Raw genomic sequence first — 15,641 nt, forward strand, 5'->3', positions numbered from 1 at the left:
GCACGTCAGATTACCTCTAATCTGACGGGCAGTCAGCTACGCGGAGGGGGCGTGCGCCGTGGACGAGCGGAAGTGGGACACCATCCCGCAGCTGGTGCGCTGGGCGGCCGAGCGGTACGCGGACGGCGAGGCCGTGGTGGACGGCCGTACGAGGATCACGTACGCCGGACTCGGCGCCCGCGTCGAACGCGCGGCGGCGGCCTGCCTGGCGAGCGGGGTGCGCACCGGCGACCGGGTCGCGGTCTGGGCCCCCAACTCCCTGGACTGGATCGTGTCGGCCCTCGGCGCGGTGTCGGCGGGCGCGGTCCTCGTCCCGCTGAACACCCGCTTCAAGGGCACGGAGGCGGCGGACGTCCTGCGCCGCAGCGGGACCCGGCTCCTCTTCGTCACGGGCACCTTCCTCGGCACGTCGTACGTCGCGAGCCTGCGCCGTGCGGCGGGTCAGGGGCCGCCGGACACCGGCCGGGGACCGCTCCCGGGCCTGCCGGACCTGGCGGAGGTGGTGGTCCTGGCGGAGGACGCGCCGCCGGAGTTCCGGACGTGGAAGGACTTCCTGGCGGCAGGGGAGGCGACGGCGGGAGCCGAAGTACGCGCCCGCGCCGCCGCGTTGGACCCGTCCTCGGTGTCGGACATCGTCTACACCTCGGGCACGACGGGCCGCCCCAAGGGCGCGGTGATCACCCACGGGCAGACGCTGCGGGCGTACGGCATCTGGGCCGACCTGGCGGGCCTGCGCCCCACGGACCGCTACCTCATCGTGAACCCCTTCTTCCACACCTTCGGCTACAAGGCGGGGGTGATCGCCTGTCTGATGCGCGGCGCGACGATGATCCCGCAGCCGGTGTTCAACGCGGAGACGGCGCTGGCGAACATCGCGGCGGAGCGGGTCTCCGTCCTGCCGGGCCCGCCCACTCTCCACCAGGCGCTGCTGGACCATCCGGCCCGGGCGGCCTACGACCTGTCGGCGCTGCGCCTGGTGGTGACGGGCGCGGCGGTCGTGCCGCTGCTCCTGGTGGAGCGCCTGCGCGGCGAACTGGGCGTGCAGACGGTCCTCACGGCGTACGGGCTGTCGGAGGCGAGCGGCATCGTCACGATGTGCCGCAGGGGCGACGACCCGACCCTGATCGCCGCCACCTCCGGCCGGGCGATCCCGGGCACGCAGGTGCGGGTGGCGGACGCGAAGGGGCTGCCGGTGCCGTCCGGCGCGGCGGGCGAGATCCTGGTCCGCGGCTTCAACGTCATGCGGGGCTACCACGGCGACCCGGCGGCGACGGCCCAGGTCCTCTCCCCGGACGGCTGGCTGCGTACGGGCGACGTGGGCGTCCTGGACGACGCCGGCAACCTGCGCATCACGGACCGGATCAAGGACATGTTCATCGTCGGCGGCTTCAACGCGTACCCGGCGGAGATAGAGCAGCTCCTCGCCCTCCACCCGGACGTCCGCGAGGCCGCCGTGATCGGCGTCCCGGACCCGCGCCTGGGCGAGGTCGGCAAGGCGTTCGTCGTCCGCAGACCGGGCTCGGTCCTGACCGCCGACGACCTGATCGCCTGGTCCCGCCGCGAGATGGCGAACTACAAGGTGCCGAGGTCCGTGACGTTCGTGCCCGAGCTGCCGCGGAACGCGAGCGGGAAGGTGGTGAAGGGGGTGCTGCGGGGCGGACCGCACCCATGACGCACGTCGGCCGCGACGGCTCCCCCTCGGTGCCGTCGCGGCCGGTTCCCCCGTGTGGGAGGTGGTTCAGCTGGGGTCGGACGTGATGTGGACGTTGTCCGTGCTCACCGGGGCGTCGGTGATGTGGACGTTGTCCGTCGTGACCGTGCCCGTGCCCTTGGCCGGGGCGTCGGTGATGTGGACGTTGTCCGTGCTCACCGGGGCATCGGTGATGTGGACGTTGTCCGGGGTCACGGTCTCGTCCTGCGTGCTCTCGCTCATGGTGCTTCCTCCCCATTGGCGCTGTACTCGTCTGGCTGCCCGTCCGGCCGTTCCCCCGATGGACGGCCGGACGGGCCTCGGATCGCCCAACCCTAGATCGTTCGCGCAGGCGATCCCGCAGCCGGTCCGTCTGCCCCCCGACGCGACGGATCGACAGGACGAGACTGCCGTGGCGCGATAAACGAACGATGAACGTGCCCGACGGCTCAGGCCGCGGCGGAGGGGGCCAGCAGCGCGCGGACGGTGCCGGCCTCCGGGGAGCCGAGCGACTCGTAGATCGTCAGGGCCTCCTGCCAGCAGACCTGGGCCCGTCCGGACTGCCCGATTCCGGCCAGCGCCTGGCCGAGGACGGTGAGGACCATCCCGCGCCGCCACTCGCCCCCGATCCCGCGGAGCACGGTCAGAGCCGTTTCCGCGCTGACCGAGGCCTGGGCGTGCCGGCCCGCGGACAGATCGAGTTCGGCGAGCCGGAACAGCGTCATTCCCTCCCACAGCCGCTGCCGGCTCTCCCGGAAGACCGCGAGCGCCTCGTGCAGCCGTTCGGCGGCCTCGGCGGGCAGGCCGTTCTGCGTGAGGGCCATCCCCAGGGCGTAACGCCCGTTGGCGGTCTTCACGGCGTGCCCCAGGCCCTCGTACATGCCGACGCCCTGCTGGGCCAGTTCCACCGCGCTCTGCGGACGTCCCGTGGCGAGGTGGATGCGGGACAGGTTGCACAGGACGCTGGCTTCCCCGGCGCGGTCGCCGCAGTCCCGGAAGTCCGCGAGGGCTTGCTTGAGGTGTTCCTCGGCATCGGCGTAGCGCTGCTGGTAGAAGGCCATGGCGCCGCGGATGTTCGCCGCCCAGCAGAGGGCGAGCGGGTCGCGGGAGGAGTCGTCGAGGAGCAGTGTCTCGCGGGCCGACTCGTCCGCCTCCGCGAACCGCCCCGACAGCTGGTGGGCGTTGGCCAGGACGACCGATGCCCGCACCTGGGCGCGCAGGTTCCCGCAGGCCCGTGCCGCGTCGCGCAGCGCGATGGCCGCGGCGTCGTACTCCCGTGAGTTGGCGCCGGACTCGGTCAGGTCGACAGCGGCCCACAGGAGGTCGATGGCGCGCAGCAGCGTCTGCGGTCCCGCGAACTGGCGTACGCACGCCAGCAGGGACACGGCCTCCGCGTACAGCCAGTCCTGGGCCCGACGCCGGTCCTCGAACCTCAGCCCCGGATACTCGGTCGGCTGAAGGTGGTCCACGACCCGGTCCCCCGGCCGCTCCATCGCGTACACCCGTGCCGCCGTCGCCAGGTAGAAGTCCAGCAGGCGCGACATCGCCGACTCCCGCTCGCTCGGCGGGAGTTCGTCCCGTTCGGCGCACGCACGCGCGTAGAGCCGGACCAGGTCGTGGAAGCGGTAGCGGCCGGGGGCGGCGGATTCCAGCAGGGAGGTGTCCACCAGGGATTCCAGGAGGTCCTCGGTCTCGTCCGCGGGGAGGTCGAGGACCGCCGCCGCCGCGGCGAGCGAGATGTCCGGGCCGTCGGCCAGGCCCAGCAGCCGGAAGGCGCGGGCCTGGGGCGGTTCCAGCTGGCCGTAGCCCAGTTCGAAGGTGGCCTTGACCGCCAGGTCGCCGGCCTGGAGTTCGTCCAGGCGGCGGCGCTCGTCGGCCAGCTTCGCCGCCAGGACCGAGACCGTCCACGTCCTGCGCGCGGCCAGCCGCGACGCCGCGATGCGGATGGCCAGCGGCAGGAAGCCGCACGCCGCCACCACGTCCAGCGCGGCCTCCCGTTCCGCCGCCACCCGTTCCCCGCCCACGATCTTCGTGAAGAGCGCGAGGGCCTCGTCCGGGGACATCACGTCGAGGTCCACCAGGTGGGCCCCGGCGAGGTCGACCATGCGGACCCGGGACGTCACCAGGGCCGCGCAGCCCTCCGTGCCGGGCAGCAGCGGGCGTACCTGCGCCGCGTCCTTGGCGTTGTCCAGCAGCACCAGCACCCGGCGGCCGTCGAGGACGGAGCGGTACAGCGCCGAACGCTCCGCCAGGGAGTCCGGGATCGCCGAGTCCGCCGTGCCCAGGGCCCTCAGGAACGAGCCCAGCACCGTCTCCGGTTCCGCCGGGCGCGGGCCCGCGCCCTGGAGGTCCACGTAGAGCTGGCCGTCCGGGAAGGCGGTGCGGGCCCGGTGGGCCACGTGCACCGCCAGGGTCGTCTTCCCCACGCCTCCGATGCCCGCGAGCGCCGACACCGCCATCACCCGGCTCCCGGCCGCCGCCGACTCCGACGCCGAGGACAGCACCTCGCTCAGGTCGGCGACGAAGGACGCGCGGCCGGTGAAGTCGGGTACCGAGGCGGGCAGTTGCGCGGGGCGGACGGGGACCGTGGACGGTTGCGCCGTCGGGGACGACGGCTCCGCGAGGGCCGGGTCCGCCTGGAGGATGCGCTGCTGCAGTTCGCGCAGGCCCGGGCGGGGGTCGACGCCCAGTTCGTCCGCGAGCAGGCGGCGGGTGTCGGCGTACACCGCCAGCGCCTCCGCCTGGCGGCCGCTGCGGTACAGCGCCAGCATCAGCAGTTCGCGCAGGCGCTCCCGCAGGGGGTGGGCGGCGGTCAGCGCGGTCAGCTCCGAGACGGCCTCCGCGTGGCAGCCCTGTTCCAGGTCCATGTCCAGGCGGGATTCGAGCAGGCCCAGGCGCCATTCCTCCAGGCGGACCCGCTGGGTCTCGGCGTAGGGGCCGGGGACGCCCGCCAGGGGCTCGCCGTCCCAGCGGCCGAGCGCGTCGTTCAGCAGGTCGCGGGCCCGGCCCAGGTCCCCGGCCGCGCGCGCCTTGTCCGCCCGCGCCGCCAGTTCCTGGGCCCGCGCCAGGTCCAGGGCGCCCTCGGCGAGGCCCCGGACCGCGTAGCCGCCGGACTCGCTGACCAGCACGCCGGGGCCGAGGGCCTTGCGCAGCCGGGAGGCGTACGTGCGCAGCGCCGCCAGGGCCTGCGAGGGAGGCTCGGCGCCCCACAGGGCGTCGATCAGCTCCGCCGCCGTCGCCGTACGGCCCTCGCGCAGCAGCAGGGCGGCCAGCAGCGCGCGCTGCTGCGGGGAGCCCGTGCCGATCGGCTCCTCGCCGCGCCAGGCCCGTACCGGACCGAGCACACCGAACCGCAGCGCCTCCGGTCCCGTGCCGGTCACGGAGCCGGGACGGCGCTGCTCGGGCACTCGCGGCCCATCGTCCATGCGGTGGTCCCCCTCGGCATCACGAACAACCCCGTCAGTTTGCCTTGTTCCGGGCGGTTGCGTCAGCCGTGGGAGACGGCGATCACAGACCGCCACACCTGAGTGCACAAGGTCCTCACAGTCCCTTCGCACCCGGCGGCCGGGACGACCGTTCCGCAGGGAGCTGACGGACCGTCAGATCAGCGCTACCGTGAGGCGCATGGAGACACCACAGTTCCCGCTGATCATCTCCGTCGACGACCACACCGTGGAGCCCGCCACCGTCTGGCGGGACCGGCTGCCGCGGAAGTACCTGGACCGCGGACCCCGGATCGTGCGCGCCCCCCTGAAGGAGATGACCTTCCTGGGCGGCCGCTTCAAGCCCGTCATGGGCGACCCCGGGAGCGCGGACGGGCCCCTCGGCGACTGGTGGGCCTACGAGGACCTGCGACGGCCGCTGACCCGGCTCGACACCGCCGTCGGCGTCGACCGCGACGAGGTCAGGCTGGAGGTCATCACCTACGAGCAGATGCGGCCCGGGTCCTACGACGTGACCGCCCGGCTCGCCGACATGGACGTGGGCCACGTCCAGTCGGCCGTCTGCTTCCCCACCTTCCCCCGCTTCTGCGGGCAGACCTTCGCCGAGGCCGCCGACAAGGAACTGGCCCTGCTGTGCGTGCGCGCCTACAACGACTGGATGGTGGAGGAGTGGTGCGGGCCGACGGCGCGCGGCCGGCTGATACCGCTGACGCTGATACCCCTGTGGGACGCCGGGCTGGCGGCCGAGGAGGTGCGGCGCAACGCCGCGCGCGGGGTGCGGGCCGTCGCCTTCTCCGAGATCCCCCCGCACCTCGGCCTGCCGTCCGTGCACGGCGACGACTGGGACCCGTTCCTCGCCGCCTGCGACGAGACCGGCACGGTCATCGCCATGCACATCGGCTCCAGCAGCCGGATGCCTTCCACCTCCGCCGACGCCCCGCCCGCCGTCGGCTCCACCATCACCTTCGCCAACTGCTGCTTCTCGATGGTGGACTGGCTGATGAGCGGTAAGTTCGAGCGCTTCCCCCGCCTGAAGGTGATGTACGCGGAAGGCCAGATCGGCTGGATCCCGTACATCCTGGAGCGCGCCGACGTCGTGTGGGAGGAGAACCGGGGGTGGGGCGGGGTCGCCGACAAGGTCACCCGGCCGCCGTCCGAGACCTTCGCCGACCACGTGCACGGCTGCTTCTTCGACGACGCCTTCGGGCTGCGCAGCCTCGACTCCATCGGCGTCGGCAACGTCCTGTACGAGACCGACTACCCGCACTCCGACTCCACCTGGCCCAAGTCCCGCGAGGTCGCCGAGACCCAGATGGCGCATCTGGCGGACGACGTGGTCGAGCGGATCGTGCGCGGCAACGCCATCGACCTGCTGGGGCTCACCCCCGAAGGGCTCTGGCGGTGAATGCCCCGCTCCACGGCATCCAGCTCCCCGTCCAGTCGCAGAGCACCCTCTACGCCGAGCGCTGGGAGGCGGCGGCCGGAGCCGGGGACCTGGTGGAGATCGCGCGGGCGGTGGACCGGGCCGGGTTCGGCTACCTCGCCGTCTGCGACCACGTGGCCGTCCCGCGCCGGCTGGCCGCGGTCATGGGCACGGTCTGGTACGACCCGGTCGCCACCCTCGCCCACCTCGCCGCCGTCACCGAGCGGGTCCGCCTGCTCAGCCACGTCGCCGTCGTCGGCCTGCGCCACCCCCTCGTCACCGCCAAGCAGTACGCCACCCTCGACCACCTCTCCGGCGGCCGGCTGATCCTCGGGGTGGGCGCCGGGCACGTGCGGGAGGAGTTCGAGGCGGTCGGGGCCGACTTCGCGCGGCGCGGCGCCGTCCTGGACGAGACCATCGACGCGCTGCGGGCCGCCCTCGGGCCGGATGAGTTCCCCGAACACCATGGCAAGGCCTACGACTTCGCCGGCCTCGGCCAGCGCCCGCGGCCCGCGCAGCCGCGAATCCCCCTGTGGGTCGGGGGCTCGTCCCCCGCCGCCGTGCGCCGGGCGGCGCTGAAGGGCGACGGCTGGCTGCCGCAGGGGGACCCGCGCGAGCGGCTGCCCGCGCAGATCGCGCGCATCCGCGGCCTGCGGGCGAAGGCGGGCGCCGAGGGGCCGTTCACCGTCGGGGCGATCACCGAGCCGCTGTACGTCGGGCGGCCCGGCTGGGAGGTGGGGCGGCGGACCCTCACCGGGGCGCCGCGGGAGATCGCCGCCTCGCTGCGGGCGTACCGGGCGATGGGCGTGGACCAGATCCAGGTCCGGTTCCGCAGCCGGGACCGGGCCGAACTGATCGACCAGATCACCGCGTTCGGGGCGGAGGTCGCGCCCCACCTGAGCTGAGGAGTGCCGATGGGCAAGCTGGACGGGCGGGTCGTCCTCATCACCGGGGCGGCGCGCGGGCAGGGCGAGCAGGAGGCGCGGCTCTTCCGGGCGGAGGGCGCGCGGGTGGCCGTCGCGGACGTGCTGGACGAGCAGGGCGAGGCGCTGGCCAAGGAGATCGGCGCGCTGTACGTCCACCTCGACGTGGGCGAGGAGGACGGCTGGCGGGCGGCCGTCGCGGCCGTGGAGGAGGCGTACGGGCGGCTCGACGGGCTCGTGAACAACGCGGGCATCCTGCGCTTCAACGCCCTCGCGGACACCCCGCTGGACGAGTTCATGCAGGTCGTGCGGGTCAACCAGGTCGGCTGCTTCCTGGGCATGAAGGCGGTCGTGCCGCGGCTGGGGCAGGGCGGGACGATCGTGAACACCGCCTCCTACACGGCGCTGACGGGGATGGCGGCCGTCGGCACGTACGCGGCCACCAAGCACGCCGTCCTCGGGCTGACCCGGGTGGCGGCGCTGGAGCTGGCGGACCGCGGGATCCGGGTCAACGCCATCTGCCCGGGCGCCATCGACACCCCGATGTCCAACCCGGCCCGCCTGGACCCCGACGCCGACCCCGAGGAGATGACCCGCGCCCTGGACGAGCTGTACCGCAGGCTCGTGCCGCTCGGCCGGGTGGGCCGGCCCGAGGAGGTGGCCCGGCTGGCGCTCTTCCTCACCTCGGAGGACTCCTCGTACATCACCGGGCAGCCGTTCGTGATCGACGGGGGGTGGCTGGCGGGCGTCTCGGTCATCTGACTGGGCGTCAACTATTGACCTATCTGACGCCACGTCAGAAAGTGCGTTGCACGCGTAACGAACCACCCCCGGACCGGGAAAGGTGAACCGCCGTGGAATTCGGGCTCTTTGTACAGGGATACGTGGGCAAACGCGCCGAGACCGACCCGCTGGCCGAGCACAAGGCGCTGATGGAGGAGACCGAGTACGTCATCCAGGCGGACCGGTCCGGCTTCAAGTACGCCTGGGCCTCCGAGCACCACTTCCTGGAGGAGTACTCCCACCTGTCCGCCAACGACGTCTTCCTCGGCTACCTCGCGCACGCGACCGACCGCATCCACCTGGGCTCCGGCATCTTCAACCCGCTCGCCCAGGTGAACCACCCGGTGAAGGTCGCCGAGAAGGTCGCCATGCTGGACCACCTCAGCGAGGGCCGCTTCGAGTTCGGCAGCGGGCGGGGCGCCGGCTCCCACGAGATCCTCGGGTTCATACCGGGCGTGACCGACATGAACTACACGAAGGAGATCTGGGAGGAGACGATCGCCGAGTTCCCGAAGATGTGGCTGCAGGACGAGTACGCCGGCTTCCAGGGCAAGCACTGGCAGCTCCCGCCGAGGAAGGTCCTGCCGAAGCCGTACGGGACGTCCCACCCGGCGATGTGGTACGCGGCCGGGTCGCCGGCGTCGTACGCCATGGCCGCGCACAAGGGCCTCGGCGTGCTCGGCTTCAGCATCCAGAAGGTCTCCGACATGGAGTGGGTGCTGGAGCAGTACAAGACGGCGATCGTGAACGCCGAGCCGGTCGGCGACTTCGTCAACGACAACGTGATGGTGACGACGACGGCGATCTGCGCGCCGACGCACGCGCAGGCCGTCGACATCGCGGTGAACGGCGGGCTGCACTACCTGCCGTCGCTGGTCTTCCGGTACCACGACACCTTCCCCCGGCCCGAGGGCTTCCCCGTCTGGCCGCAGACCCTGCCCCCGTACACCCCGGAGTTCGTGGAGCTGCTCGTCGAGGAGGAGCTGCTGATCTGCGGCGACCCGGACGAGGTGCTGCGCCAGTGCGAGCGGTGGGAGCGGGCGGGCGCCGACCAGCTGAGCTTCGGGCTGCCGGTGGGGGTGCCGAAGGAGGAGACGCTGCAGACGATCCGGCTGATCGGGGAGCACGTGATTCCGAAGATCGACACGGATCCGGTGCACCGGACCACCCGGTTCCGGCAAGCGGTCTGAAGGGGGTTCGCCGGAATGCTGGACCACGTCATCAAGGGCGCCACCGTCGTGGACGGGACGGGTGCGCCCGCCTTCACCGCCGACGTCGGCCTCCGCGACGGCCGGATCGCCGTCGTCGGCACCGCCACCGAGGAGGCCCGCACCAGCGAGGACGCGCGCGGTCTCGTCCTCGCCCCCGGCTTCGTCGACCCCCACACCCACTACGACGCCCAGCTCTTCTGGGACCCGTACGCGACGCCCTCCCTGAACCACGGGGTGACGACGGTCGCCGCCGGGAACTGCGGGTTCACGCTCGCCCCGCTGCACCCCGGCCGCCCCGAGGACGCCGACTACACGCGCCGGATGATGTCCAAGGTGGAGGGGATGTCGCTCGTGGCGCTGGAGGAGGGGGCGCCCTGGAGCTGGCACTCCTTCGGCGAGTACCTGGACGCCCTCGACGGCCGGATCGCCGTCAACGCCGGTTTCATGGTCGGCCACTGCGCGCTGCGCCGGTACGTGATGGGCCCGGACGCCGTCGGCGGGCAGCCGGACGACGCGCAACTGGACGCGATCGTGCGGCTGGCGCACGAGGCCATGGACGCGGGGGCCTGGGGGCTGTCCACCACGCAGTCGAGCACCCACTCCGACGGCGACGGCCGGCCGGTCGCCTCCCGGCACGCCGGGCCCGCCGAACTGCTCGCCCTGGCCAGGGCGGTCGGCGAGCACGAGGGCACGCAGATCGAGGCGATCGTCGCCGGGTGCCTGGACCAGTTCAGCGACGACGAGATCGACCTGCTCGTGGAGATGAGCGCGGTCGCCGGGCGGCCGCTCAACTGGAACGTCCTCACCGTCGACGCGGCCGTCCCGGAGCGCGTGCCCCGCCAGCTGAGCGCGAGCGAGCGGGCCCGGAAGGCCGGCGGCCGGGTGGTGGCGCTCACCATGCCGATCCTCACCCCGATGAACATGTCCCTCGGCACCTTCTGCGCCCTCAACCTCATCCCGGGCTGGGGACCGGTCCTCGGGCTGCCCGTGCCCGAGCGGACCGCCCGGCTGAAGGACCCGGCCGTCCGGACCGAGCTGCTGCGCCGGGCCGGATCCAGGGAGGCCGGCGTCTTCCGGCGGCTGACGAACTTCGGGCGGTACGTCGTCGGCGACACCTACAGCGCCGCCAACGAGGGGCTGACCGGCAGGGTCGTGCGGGACATCGCGGCCGAGCGCGGCCAGGACCCCTTCGCCTGCCTGGTCGACATCTGCGCGAACGACGGACTGCGCACGGTGCTGTGGCCGATGCCGACCGACAACGACCCGGCCTCCTGGGCGCTGCGCGCCGAGACCTGGCGGCACGAGGACGTCCTGCTGGGCGGCTCCGACGCCGGCGCGCACCTGGACCGGATGTGCGGGGCGCCGTACACGACCCGGTTCCTCGGGGACTGCCTGCGCGGGCGGAAGCTGGTCGCTCTGGAGCAGGCGGTGAAGATGCTGACCGACGACCCGGCGCGGCTCTTCGGGCTGCGCGGGCGCGGGCAGGTACGCGAGGGCTGGCACGCCGACCTGGTCCTCTTCGACCCGGAGCGGATCGACGCCGGACAGGCGCGGCTGGTGCACGACCTGCCGGGGGACAGCCCCCGCCTGGACTCGGCGGCGATCGGCATCCGGGCCGTGTGGGTCAACGGGGTCGAGGCGATCCGGGACGACGCGGTGAGCGGTGCCGTGCCGGGCCGGGTGCTGCGCTCGGGGACCGACACCCGGACGGTGGGGACGCGGTGACCCCGGGGCACGAGGAGCAGCGGCTGTTCCTGGGCGGGCAGTGGGTCGAGCCGGAGGGCGGGTACTACCCGGTGACCGACCCGGCCACCGAGGAGACCGTCGGCCGGGCGCCGGAGGCCTCCCCGGAGCAGGCGCGCGCGGCCTGCGCGGCGGCCCGCGAGGCGTTCGGGGCGTGGTCGCGGACCCGGCCCGAGGAGCGGGCGGCGGTGCTGGCGCGGGCGGCGGAGATCATCCGTGACCGGCTGGTGCCGTACGCCGATCTCGCCCGCGCGGAGACCGGGGCGACCACCGCGACCGCCCGCGCGATGCAGGTCGGGGTGGCCGCCGCCCGCTTCCGCCGGTACGCGCGCGTGGAGCCCGCCGAGTGGCCGATCGCCCCGCAGATCAACGAGGCCGGTCCGATGGGGCGGGCCGGGGTGACGGGCGCGCTGGCCCTGCGGCAGCCCGTCGGCGTCGTCACCTGCGTCACCTCGTACAACAACCCGTGGGCCAACCCGGCCGGGAAGATCGCCCCGGCGCTGGCCATGGGAAACACCGTGGTCGTCAAGCCCGCCCCGCAGGACCCGCTGTCCGTCTACCGGATGGCCGAGGCGCTTCAGGAGGCCGGTGCGCCGCCGGGCGTGGTGAACGTGGTCTCCGCGCGGGACGTGGCCGTCGGCGAGGCGGTGGTGGCGTCCGGCGACGTCGACATGGTCAGCTTCACCGGCTCCACGGCCGTCGGCCGGCGCATCGCCGAGGTGTGCGGCCGGGACATGAAACGCCAGCTCATGGAGCTGGGCGGCAAGGGCGCGGCCCTCGTCCTCGACGACGCCGACCTCGCCTCGGCCGTCGCCGGCATCGGCACCACGTTCTCCTTCTACAGCGGCCAGATCTGCACCGCGCCGACGCGGGTGCTGGCGCAGCGGGGGGTGTACGCCCCCCTGGTGGACCGACTCGCCGCCTTGGCGGGCCGGTTGCCGGTCGGCCCGCCCGGCGCCCCCGACACGGTCGTCGGCCCGGTGATCTCGGCGGAGCACCGGGCGCGGGTCGAGGGGTACGTCGAACTCGGCCGCAAGGAGGGCGCCACGGTGGTCACCGGCGGCGAACGCCCGCCGCTGGAGCGGGGGTTCTACGTCGCCCCCACCCTCCTCGCCGACTGCGCCAACGACATGCGGGTGGCCCGCGAGGAGATCTTCGGCCCGGTCGTCGTGGTCGTCCCCTTCGACGACGAGGAGGAGGGCGTGGCCCTCGCCAACGACTCCGACTACGGCCTCGTCGACTACGTCTGGTCCGGTGACGTCGCCAGGGCCTTCCGGGTCGCCCGGCGGCTGCGGGCGGGCGGAGTGGGCGTCAACACGGTCGCCCGCAACATGGAGGCCCCGTTCGGCGGCTTCAAGAAGAGCGGGGTCGGCCGGGACGTGGGCTCCTACGCCCTGCACGCCTACAGCGAGGTGCAGGCGCTCGTGTGGCCGGGGTGAGCCCCTCGCGTTCGCTCAGTCCTCCAGGTCCACCCGCACCGTCAGCAGGTCCGTGCCGAACGCCCGGACCGCCGTGCTGTTGAGGAAGGGCAGGGCGCGCAGGCGGGCGCGGGGGTCGTCGTCGGGCAGGAGGTGGGCGGTGCCGCGGTGCCAGCGGCCGGCGAGGCGGACGCGGACCCTCGGGTCGGCCTGGATGTTGCGCACGTACTGCGACTTCTGCCCGAACTCGGAGACCAGCCAGAAGGACTCACCGACCCGGCGCCCGCCCACCGGAGTCCGCCGGGGCAGGCCGGAGGCGCGGCCGGTGGTTTCCAGGAGCGTCTGGAACGGCAGCCGGCGGTTGAGGGGGTTGGCGATGCGCCGCTGGAAGGCGGTCACCACGCGGTGCTTGCGCTCTGCGGGGGCTGACATGTCGGTCGCTCTCCTGGTTTTCGGCACGGCGTCCCGGCGGGGACGGCGTGTCGGCTCGGTGCAGGGCATGTGACGGCTGGGCTTCCTTGCAACTGCCGCGTGTTAGCCTCCCTCGCGGTCATGATCGACGCAATACGGGGGAGCCGGATGGGCACGTCTTCGGACGGCTACACGGTCAGGTCCGGTATGTCCGGGCAGGCGAAGGAACTGGACGCCGCGGGCAATGACGCGGGAAAGATCCGCGAGGCGATCCAGCCCGGCATGTGCTACACGGACGACGCACTCGGCGGCCCGGACGCCGCCGCGGCGTTCAACGCGTACGCCGCCGCCTGGGAGGCGGAGGCCAAGGCCCTGGAATCGGCGCTGCACGAACTGGCCGACAAGGTACGGCTGTCGAAGGGTGCGTACCACGGCAGCGACAGCCTCGTCGACACGAGCGTCCGCAGCGTGCCCGTCGGCGAAAGCAGCCTCACCACCACCATGCCCGCGCACGCCACCCGCCCGTCGGCGCTGGCCGGTTACTGAGGGGCGGGCGATGACGGAGTCCACGGCCGACCGCAGGAAGCGGCTGGGCGAGCTGTGCGGGACCATCTCCTCCGCCGACAGCAAGAACGACCTGATCGACGCCATCAACGACGCGCTCGCCGTGTCCGCCCCGGTCGGCGACACGGCGACGCTGGAGTTTCTGGGCAAGCTCTACCAGAAGCAGGACCTGGAGGACCTCTACAAGCGCATCGACAGGGTGGCCAAGAAGGGCCTGCCGGACGTGTGGGCCGGGAACACGAGCGTCCTCGCCTCGGACGCTGTGGCCGCCGCCGGGCGGGCCGCCGGGGCGGTGGGCCGGGCCTTCTACGGCGGCGGACTGGCGCTGCTCACGTTCGCCGACGCCCTCAAGAACGCCCAGAGCCAGGACGGCGGCGGGCGGCAGACGCTGCGCGAGGCGCTCCAGACGCTCGGCGGCAAGGACGACTGGTTCGACGACCTCTTCGAGTCCGACGCCGACGAGGCCGTCCGGCTGCAGGCCCGTTCTCTCGCCTCCCTGGGCGTCGAGGACATGCACAAGGCCGCGATCGCCGCCGACGACGCGGCCCACGCCGCCGCCAGGGACCTGAACAAGTGGGTCTCCGAAGCACGCCTCGGCAAGATGGGCACGGGCGATCTGACCGCCGTCGACAAGCTGATGCTGGCCGAGACCAGCGCCGTCGACGGCGACCCCGTGACGAACGAGATCCTCAGCGCGCACGACCTTCAACGCGCCGGCCTGCGCATGAATCAGCTGAGCGCCGCCGACAAGGCCGCCATGGACCAGATGCTGGCCGGCTCGGACACGCCGCAGGAGCGGGCCTATCTGATGAAGGCCCTGGCCGCCGGGCACAGCGTGCCGGAGATCGAGCAGTTCCAGGGCCAGATCCAGGGCCACGACCCGCAGTGGCTGCGCAGGCATCTCACGCCCGTCGTCACCGAGGTGGACAGCATGAACGACGAGGGCCTGGCTTCCGACGGCTCCAACAACAACAAGGACTACGTCACCTTCGACAGGCAGCTGTGGATCCAGGGCGGCGACGGCTCGGAGGGCACCTGCGTGGCCTCGTCCACCGTCACCGCCCGCGCCATGGTCGACCCCCTCTACGCCCTCGGACTCACCGGCGGCCCCAGCGGACAGGAGGACGACCCCGGGGCCTTCAGGCGGCGCCTGGTGGCCGAGCAGCACCGGCTGCACACGGAGGGCCACGGCGGTGACCACTGGGAGGGCATGGGCCCCGACGGGCAGGAGCACATCGACGACAGCACCATCGGCGCCGCCACCGGCGACGACTACCAGCGCCAGGACCTCAACAGCGCCGACGACCGCAGGGCGGTGCTGGGCAACGTCGAGAAGGCGGTCGCGGACGGCCGCCCGGTCCCTGTCGACGTCCAGGGCAAGGACGGCGCCCACGCGATGACCATCATCGGCCAGCAGGGCGACAAGCTGCAGATCTACAACCCCTGGGGCACGACGACCTGGGTCAGCGAAGACGACTTCATCAACGGACACATGGGCAAGGCAGCGGACAGTGGACTCAACGACGCGTACAGCGTGTACCTCCCGACGGCGAAGTAGGGCGGGCGGAGCCGTCGCGGCGGTCGCGCTGCTCACGCTCGTCGCGGGCTGCGGGTCGGACACCGCCGCGCCCACCGCGCACCCCACCGGCGAGAGCAGCATCACCGCCAAGGTCGGGGAGCGCTTCACGCTCACCGTCCACGAGAACGCCTCCACGCGCGAGCACTGGTTCCTGTCCGCTCCCCGGCCCGACGCCGCGGTGGTCCGCGAGCGCGGGCAGCACAGCGAGTCGGACACCGGCGCCACGCCCGTGCCGGGCGGCGGCGCCGGCCTCACCTTCACCTTCGAGGCCGTCGGCAAGGGCAGCACCCGGATCGTGCTGTACCACTGCACGTTCGCCACCACCTGCGACGCCGGCGGCGGCACCCCGGCCCCGGCGACGACCGCCCCGTTCCGGCAGTCCGCGCCGAAGCGCGTCACCTACACCGTCACCGTCCGCTGAGCCGACACCGGCGCGAGCGATTCCGAGACCCG

13 protein-coding genes are annotated in these 15,641 nt (G+C 73.1%); 10 read left to right on the plus strand and 3 right to left on the minus strand.

The window, feature by feature from the left end; genetic code table 11:
* The first annotated feature begins 58 nt into the window (after positions 1-58).
* A complete protein-coding gene (locus ACZ60X_RS28310) occupies positions 59-1,672 on the plus strand; it encodes a FadD3 family acyl-CoA ligase (RefSeq protein WP_469604151.1) in 1,614 nt (537 codons plus the stop codon).
* Between the two features lie 66 nt (positions 1,673-1,738).
* On the opposite strand, the gene ACZ60X_RS28315 is transcribed toward ACZ60X_RS28310, so the two are convergent.
* Both ACZ60X_RS28315 and afsR read right to left on the minus strand, forming a co-directional pair.
* Positions 1,739-1,933: a hypothetical protein gene (locus ACZ60X_RS28315; protein WP_469604154.1), complete on the minus strand. Its 195-nt coding sequence runs from the start codon at positions 1,931-1,933 to the stop codon at positions 1,739-1,741.
* Positions 1,934-2,139: 206 nt separating this feature from the next.
* Positions 2,140-5,115 (minus strand): SARP-family global regulator AfsR, encoded by a 2,976-nt coding sequence (afsR, locus tag ACZ60X_RS28320; protein WP_469604156.1) that lies wholly within the window; start codon positions 5,113-5,115, stop codon positions 2,140-2,142.
* A gap of 199 nt (positions 5,116-5,314) precedes the next feature.
* Between afsR and ACZ60X_RS28325 the strand changes: the two genes are divergently transcribed.
* From ACZ60X_RS28325 to ACZ60X_RS28350, 6 genes are all read left to right on the plus strand, one after another.
* On the plus strand, positions 5,315-6,538 hold the full coding sequence (locus ACZ60X_RS28325; protein ID WP_469604159.1) for an amidohydrolase family protein: 1,224 nt from the start codon (positions 5,315-5,317) through the stop codon (positions 6,536-6,538).
* Positions 6,535-7,461, plus strand: coding sequence for an LLM class F420-dependent oxidoreductase (locus tag ACZ60X_RS28330; RefSeq protein WP_469604161.1), 927 nt, complete (start codon positions 6,535-6,537; stop codon positions 7,459-7,461). Before ACZ60X_RS28325 ends, ACZ60X_RS28330 begins: the two co-directional genes overlap by 4 nt.
* A 9-nt stretch (positions 7,462-7,470) precedes the next feature.
* Positions 7,471-8,241, plus strand: coding sequence for an SDR family NAD(P)-dependent oxidoreductase (locus ACZ60X_RS28335; protein WP_469604162.1), 771 nt, complete (start codon positions 7,471-7,473; stop codon positions 8,239-8,241).
* Between the two features lie 92 nt (positions 8,242-8,333).
* On the plus strand, positions 8,334-9,452 hold the full coding sequence (locus ACZ60X_RS28340; RefSeq protein ID WP_469604164.1) for an LLM class flavin-dependent oxidoreductase: 1,119 nt from the start codon (positions 8,334-8,336) through the stop codon (positions 9,450-9,452).
* Between the two features lie 15 nt (positions 9,453-9,467).
* Positions 9,468-11,198 carry an N-acyl-D-amino-acid deacylase family protein gene (locus ACZ60X_RS28345; protein ID WP_469604167.1) on the plus strand — a complete coding sequence of 577 codons (1,731 nt, stop codon included), beginning with the start codon at positions 9,468-9,470 and terminating at the stop codon, positions 11,196-11,198.
* On the plus strand, positions 11,195-12,655 hold the full coding sequence (locus ACZ60X_RS28350) for an aldehyde dehydrogenase family protein (RefSeq protein ID WP_469604171.1): 1,461 nt from the start codon (positions 11,195-11,197) through the stop codon (positions 12,653-12,655). Before ACZ60X_RS28345 ends, ACZ60X_RS28350 begins: the two co-directional genes overlap by 4 nt.
* A 15-nt stretch (positions 12,656-12,670) precedes the next feature.
* Here the strand turns inward: ACZ60X_RS28350 and ACZ60X_RS28355 are convergent, their stop codons facing one another.
* Positions 12,671-13,066, minus strand: coding sequence for a nitroreductase/quinone reductase family protein (locus ACZ60X_RS28355; protein WP_469604173.1), 396 nt, complete (start codon positions 13,064-13,066; stop codon positions 12,671-12,673).
* A 147-nt stretch (positions 13,067-13,213) separates the two neighbouring features.
* Between ACZ60X_RS28355 and ACZ60X_RS28360 the strand changes: the two genes are divergently transcribed.
* From ACZ60X_RS28360 to ACZ60X_RS28370, 3 genes are read left to right on the plus strand one after another with little or no spacing between them, the layout of a single operon-like run.
* Positions 13,214-13,591, plus strand: a complete 378-nt coding sequence (locus ACZ60X_RS28360; protein WP_469604175.1) for a hypothetical protein — start codon at positions 13,214-13,216, stop codon at positions 13,589-13,591.
* Between the two features lie 10 nt (positions 13,592-13,601).
* Positions 13,602-15,167 carry a peptidoglycan-binding protein gene (locus tag ACZ60X_RS28365; protein WP_469604178.1) on the plus strand — a complete coding sequence of 522 codons (1,566 nt, stop codon included), beginning with the start codon at positions 13,602-13,604 and terminating at the stop codon, positions 15,165-15,167.
* Positions 15,121-15,609 carry a protease inhibitor I42 family protein gene (locus ACZ60X_RS28370; protein WP_469604180.1) on the plus strand — a complete coding sequence of 163 codons (489 nt, stop codon included), beginning with the start codon at positions 15,121-15,123 and terminating at the stop codon, positions 15,607-15,609. Before ACZ60X_RS28365 ends, ACZ60X_RS28370 begins: the two co-directional genes overlap by 47 nt.
* Positions 15,610-15,641: the final 32 nt, after the last annotated feature.

The organism is Streptomyces sp. NPDC104106 (assembly GCF_055584345.1).

Coding starts and splice junctions, on each gene's coding strand:
- ACZ60X_RS28365 (WP_469604178.1), top strand. CDS start 13,602: ATGACGGAGTCCACGGCCGACCGCAGGAAGCGGCTGGGCGAGCTGTGC.
- afsR (WP_469604156.1), bottom strand. CDS start 5,115: ATGGACGATGGGCCGCGAGTGCCCGAGCAGCGCCGTCCCGGCTCCGTG.
- ACZ60X_RS28355 (WP_469604173.1), bottom strand. CDS start 13,066: ATGTCAGCCCCCGCAGAGCGCAAGCACCGCGTGGTGACCGCCTTCCAG.
- ACZ60X_RS28325 (WP_469604159.1), top strand. CDS start 5,315: ATGGAGACACCACAGTTCCCGCTGATCATCTCCGTCGACGACCACACC.
- ACZ60X_RS28335 (WP_469604162.1), top strand. CDS start 7,471: ATGGGCAAGCTGGACGGGCGGGTCGTCCTCATCACCGGGGCGGCGCGC.
- ACZ60X_RS28345 (WP_469604167.1), top strand. CDS start 9,468: ATGCTGGACCACGTCATCAAGGGCGCCACCGTCGTGGACGGGACGGGT.
- ACZ60X_RS28315 (WP_469604154.1), bottom strand. CDS start 1,933: ATGAGCGAGAGCACGCAGGACGAGACCGTGACCCCGGACAACGTCCAC.
- ACZ60X_RS28360 (WP_469604175.1), top strand. CDS start 13,214: ATGGGCACGTCTTCGGACGGCTACACGGTCAGGTCCGGTATGTCCGGG.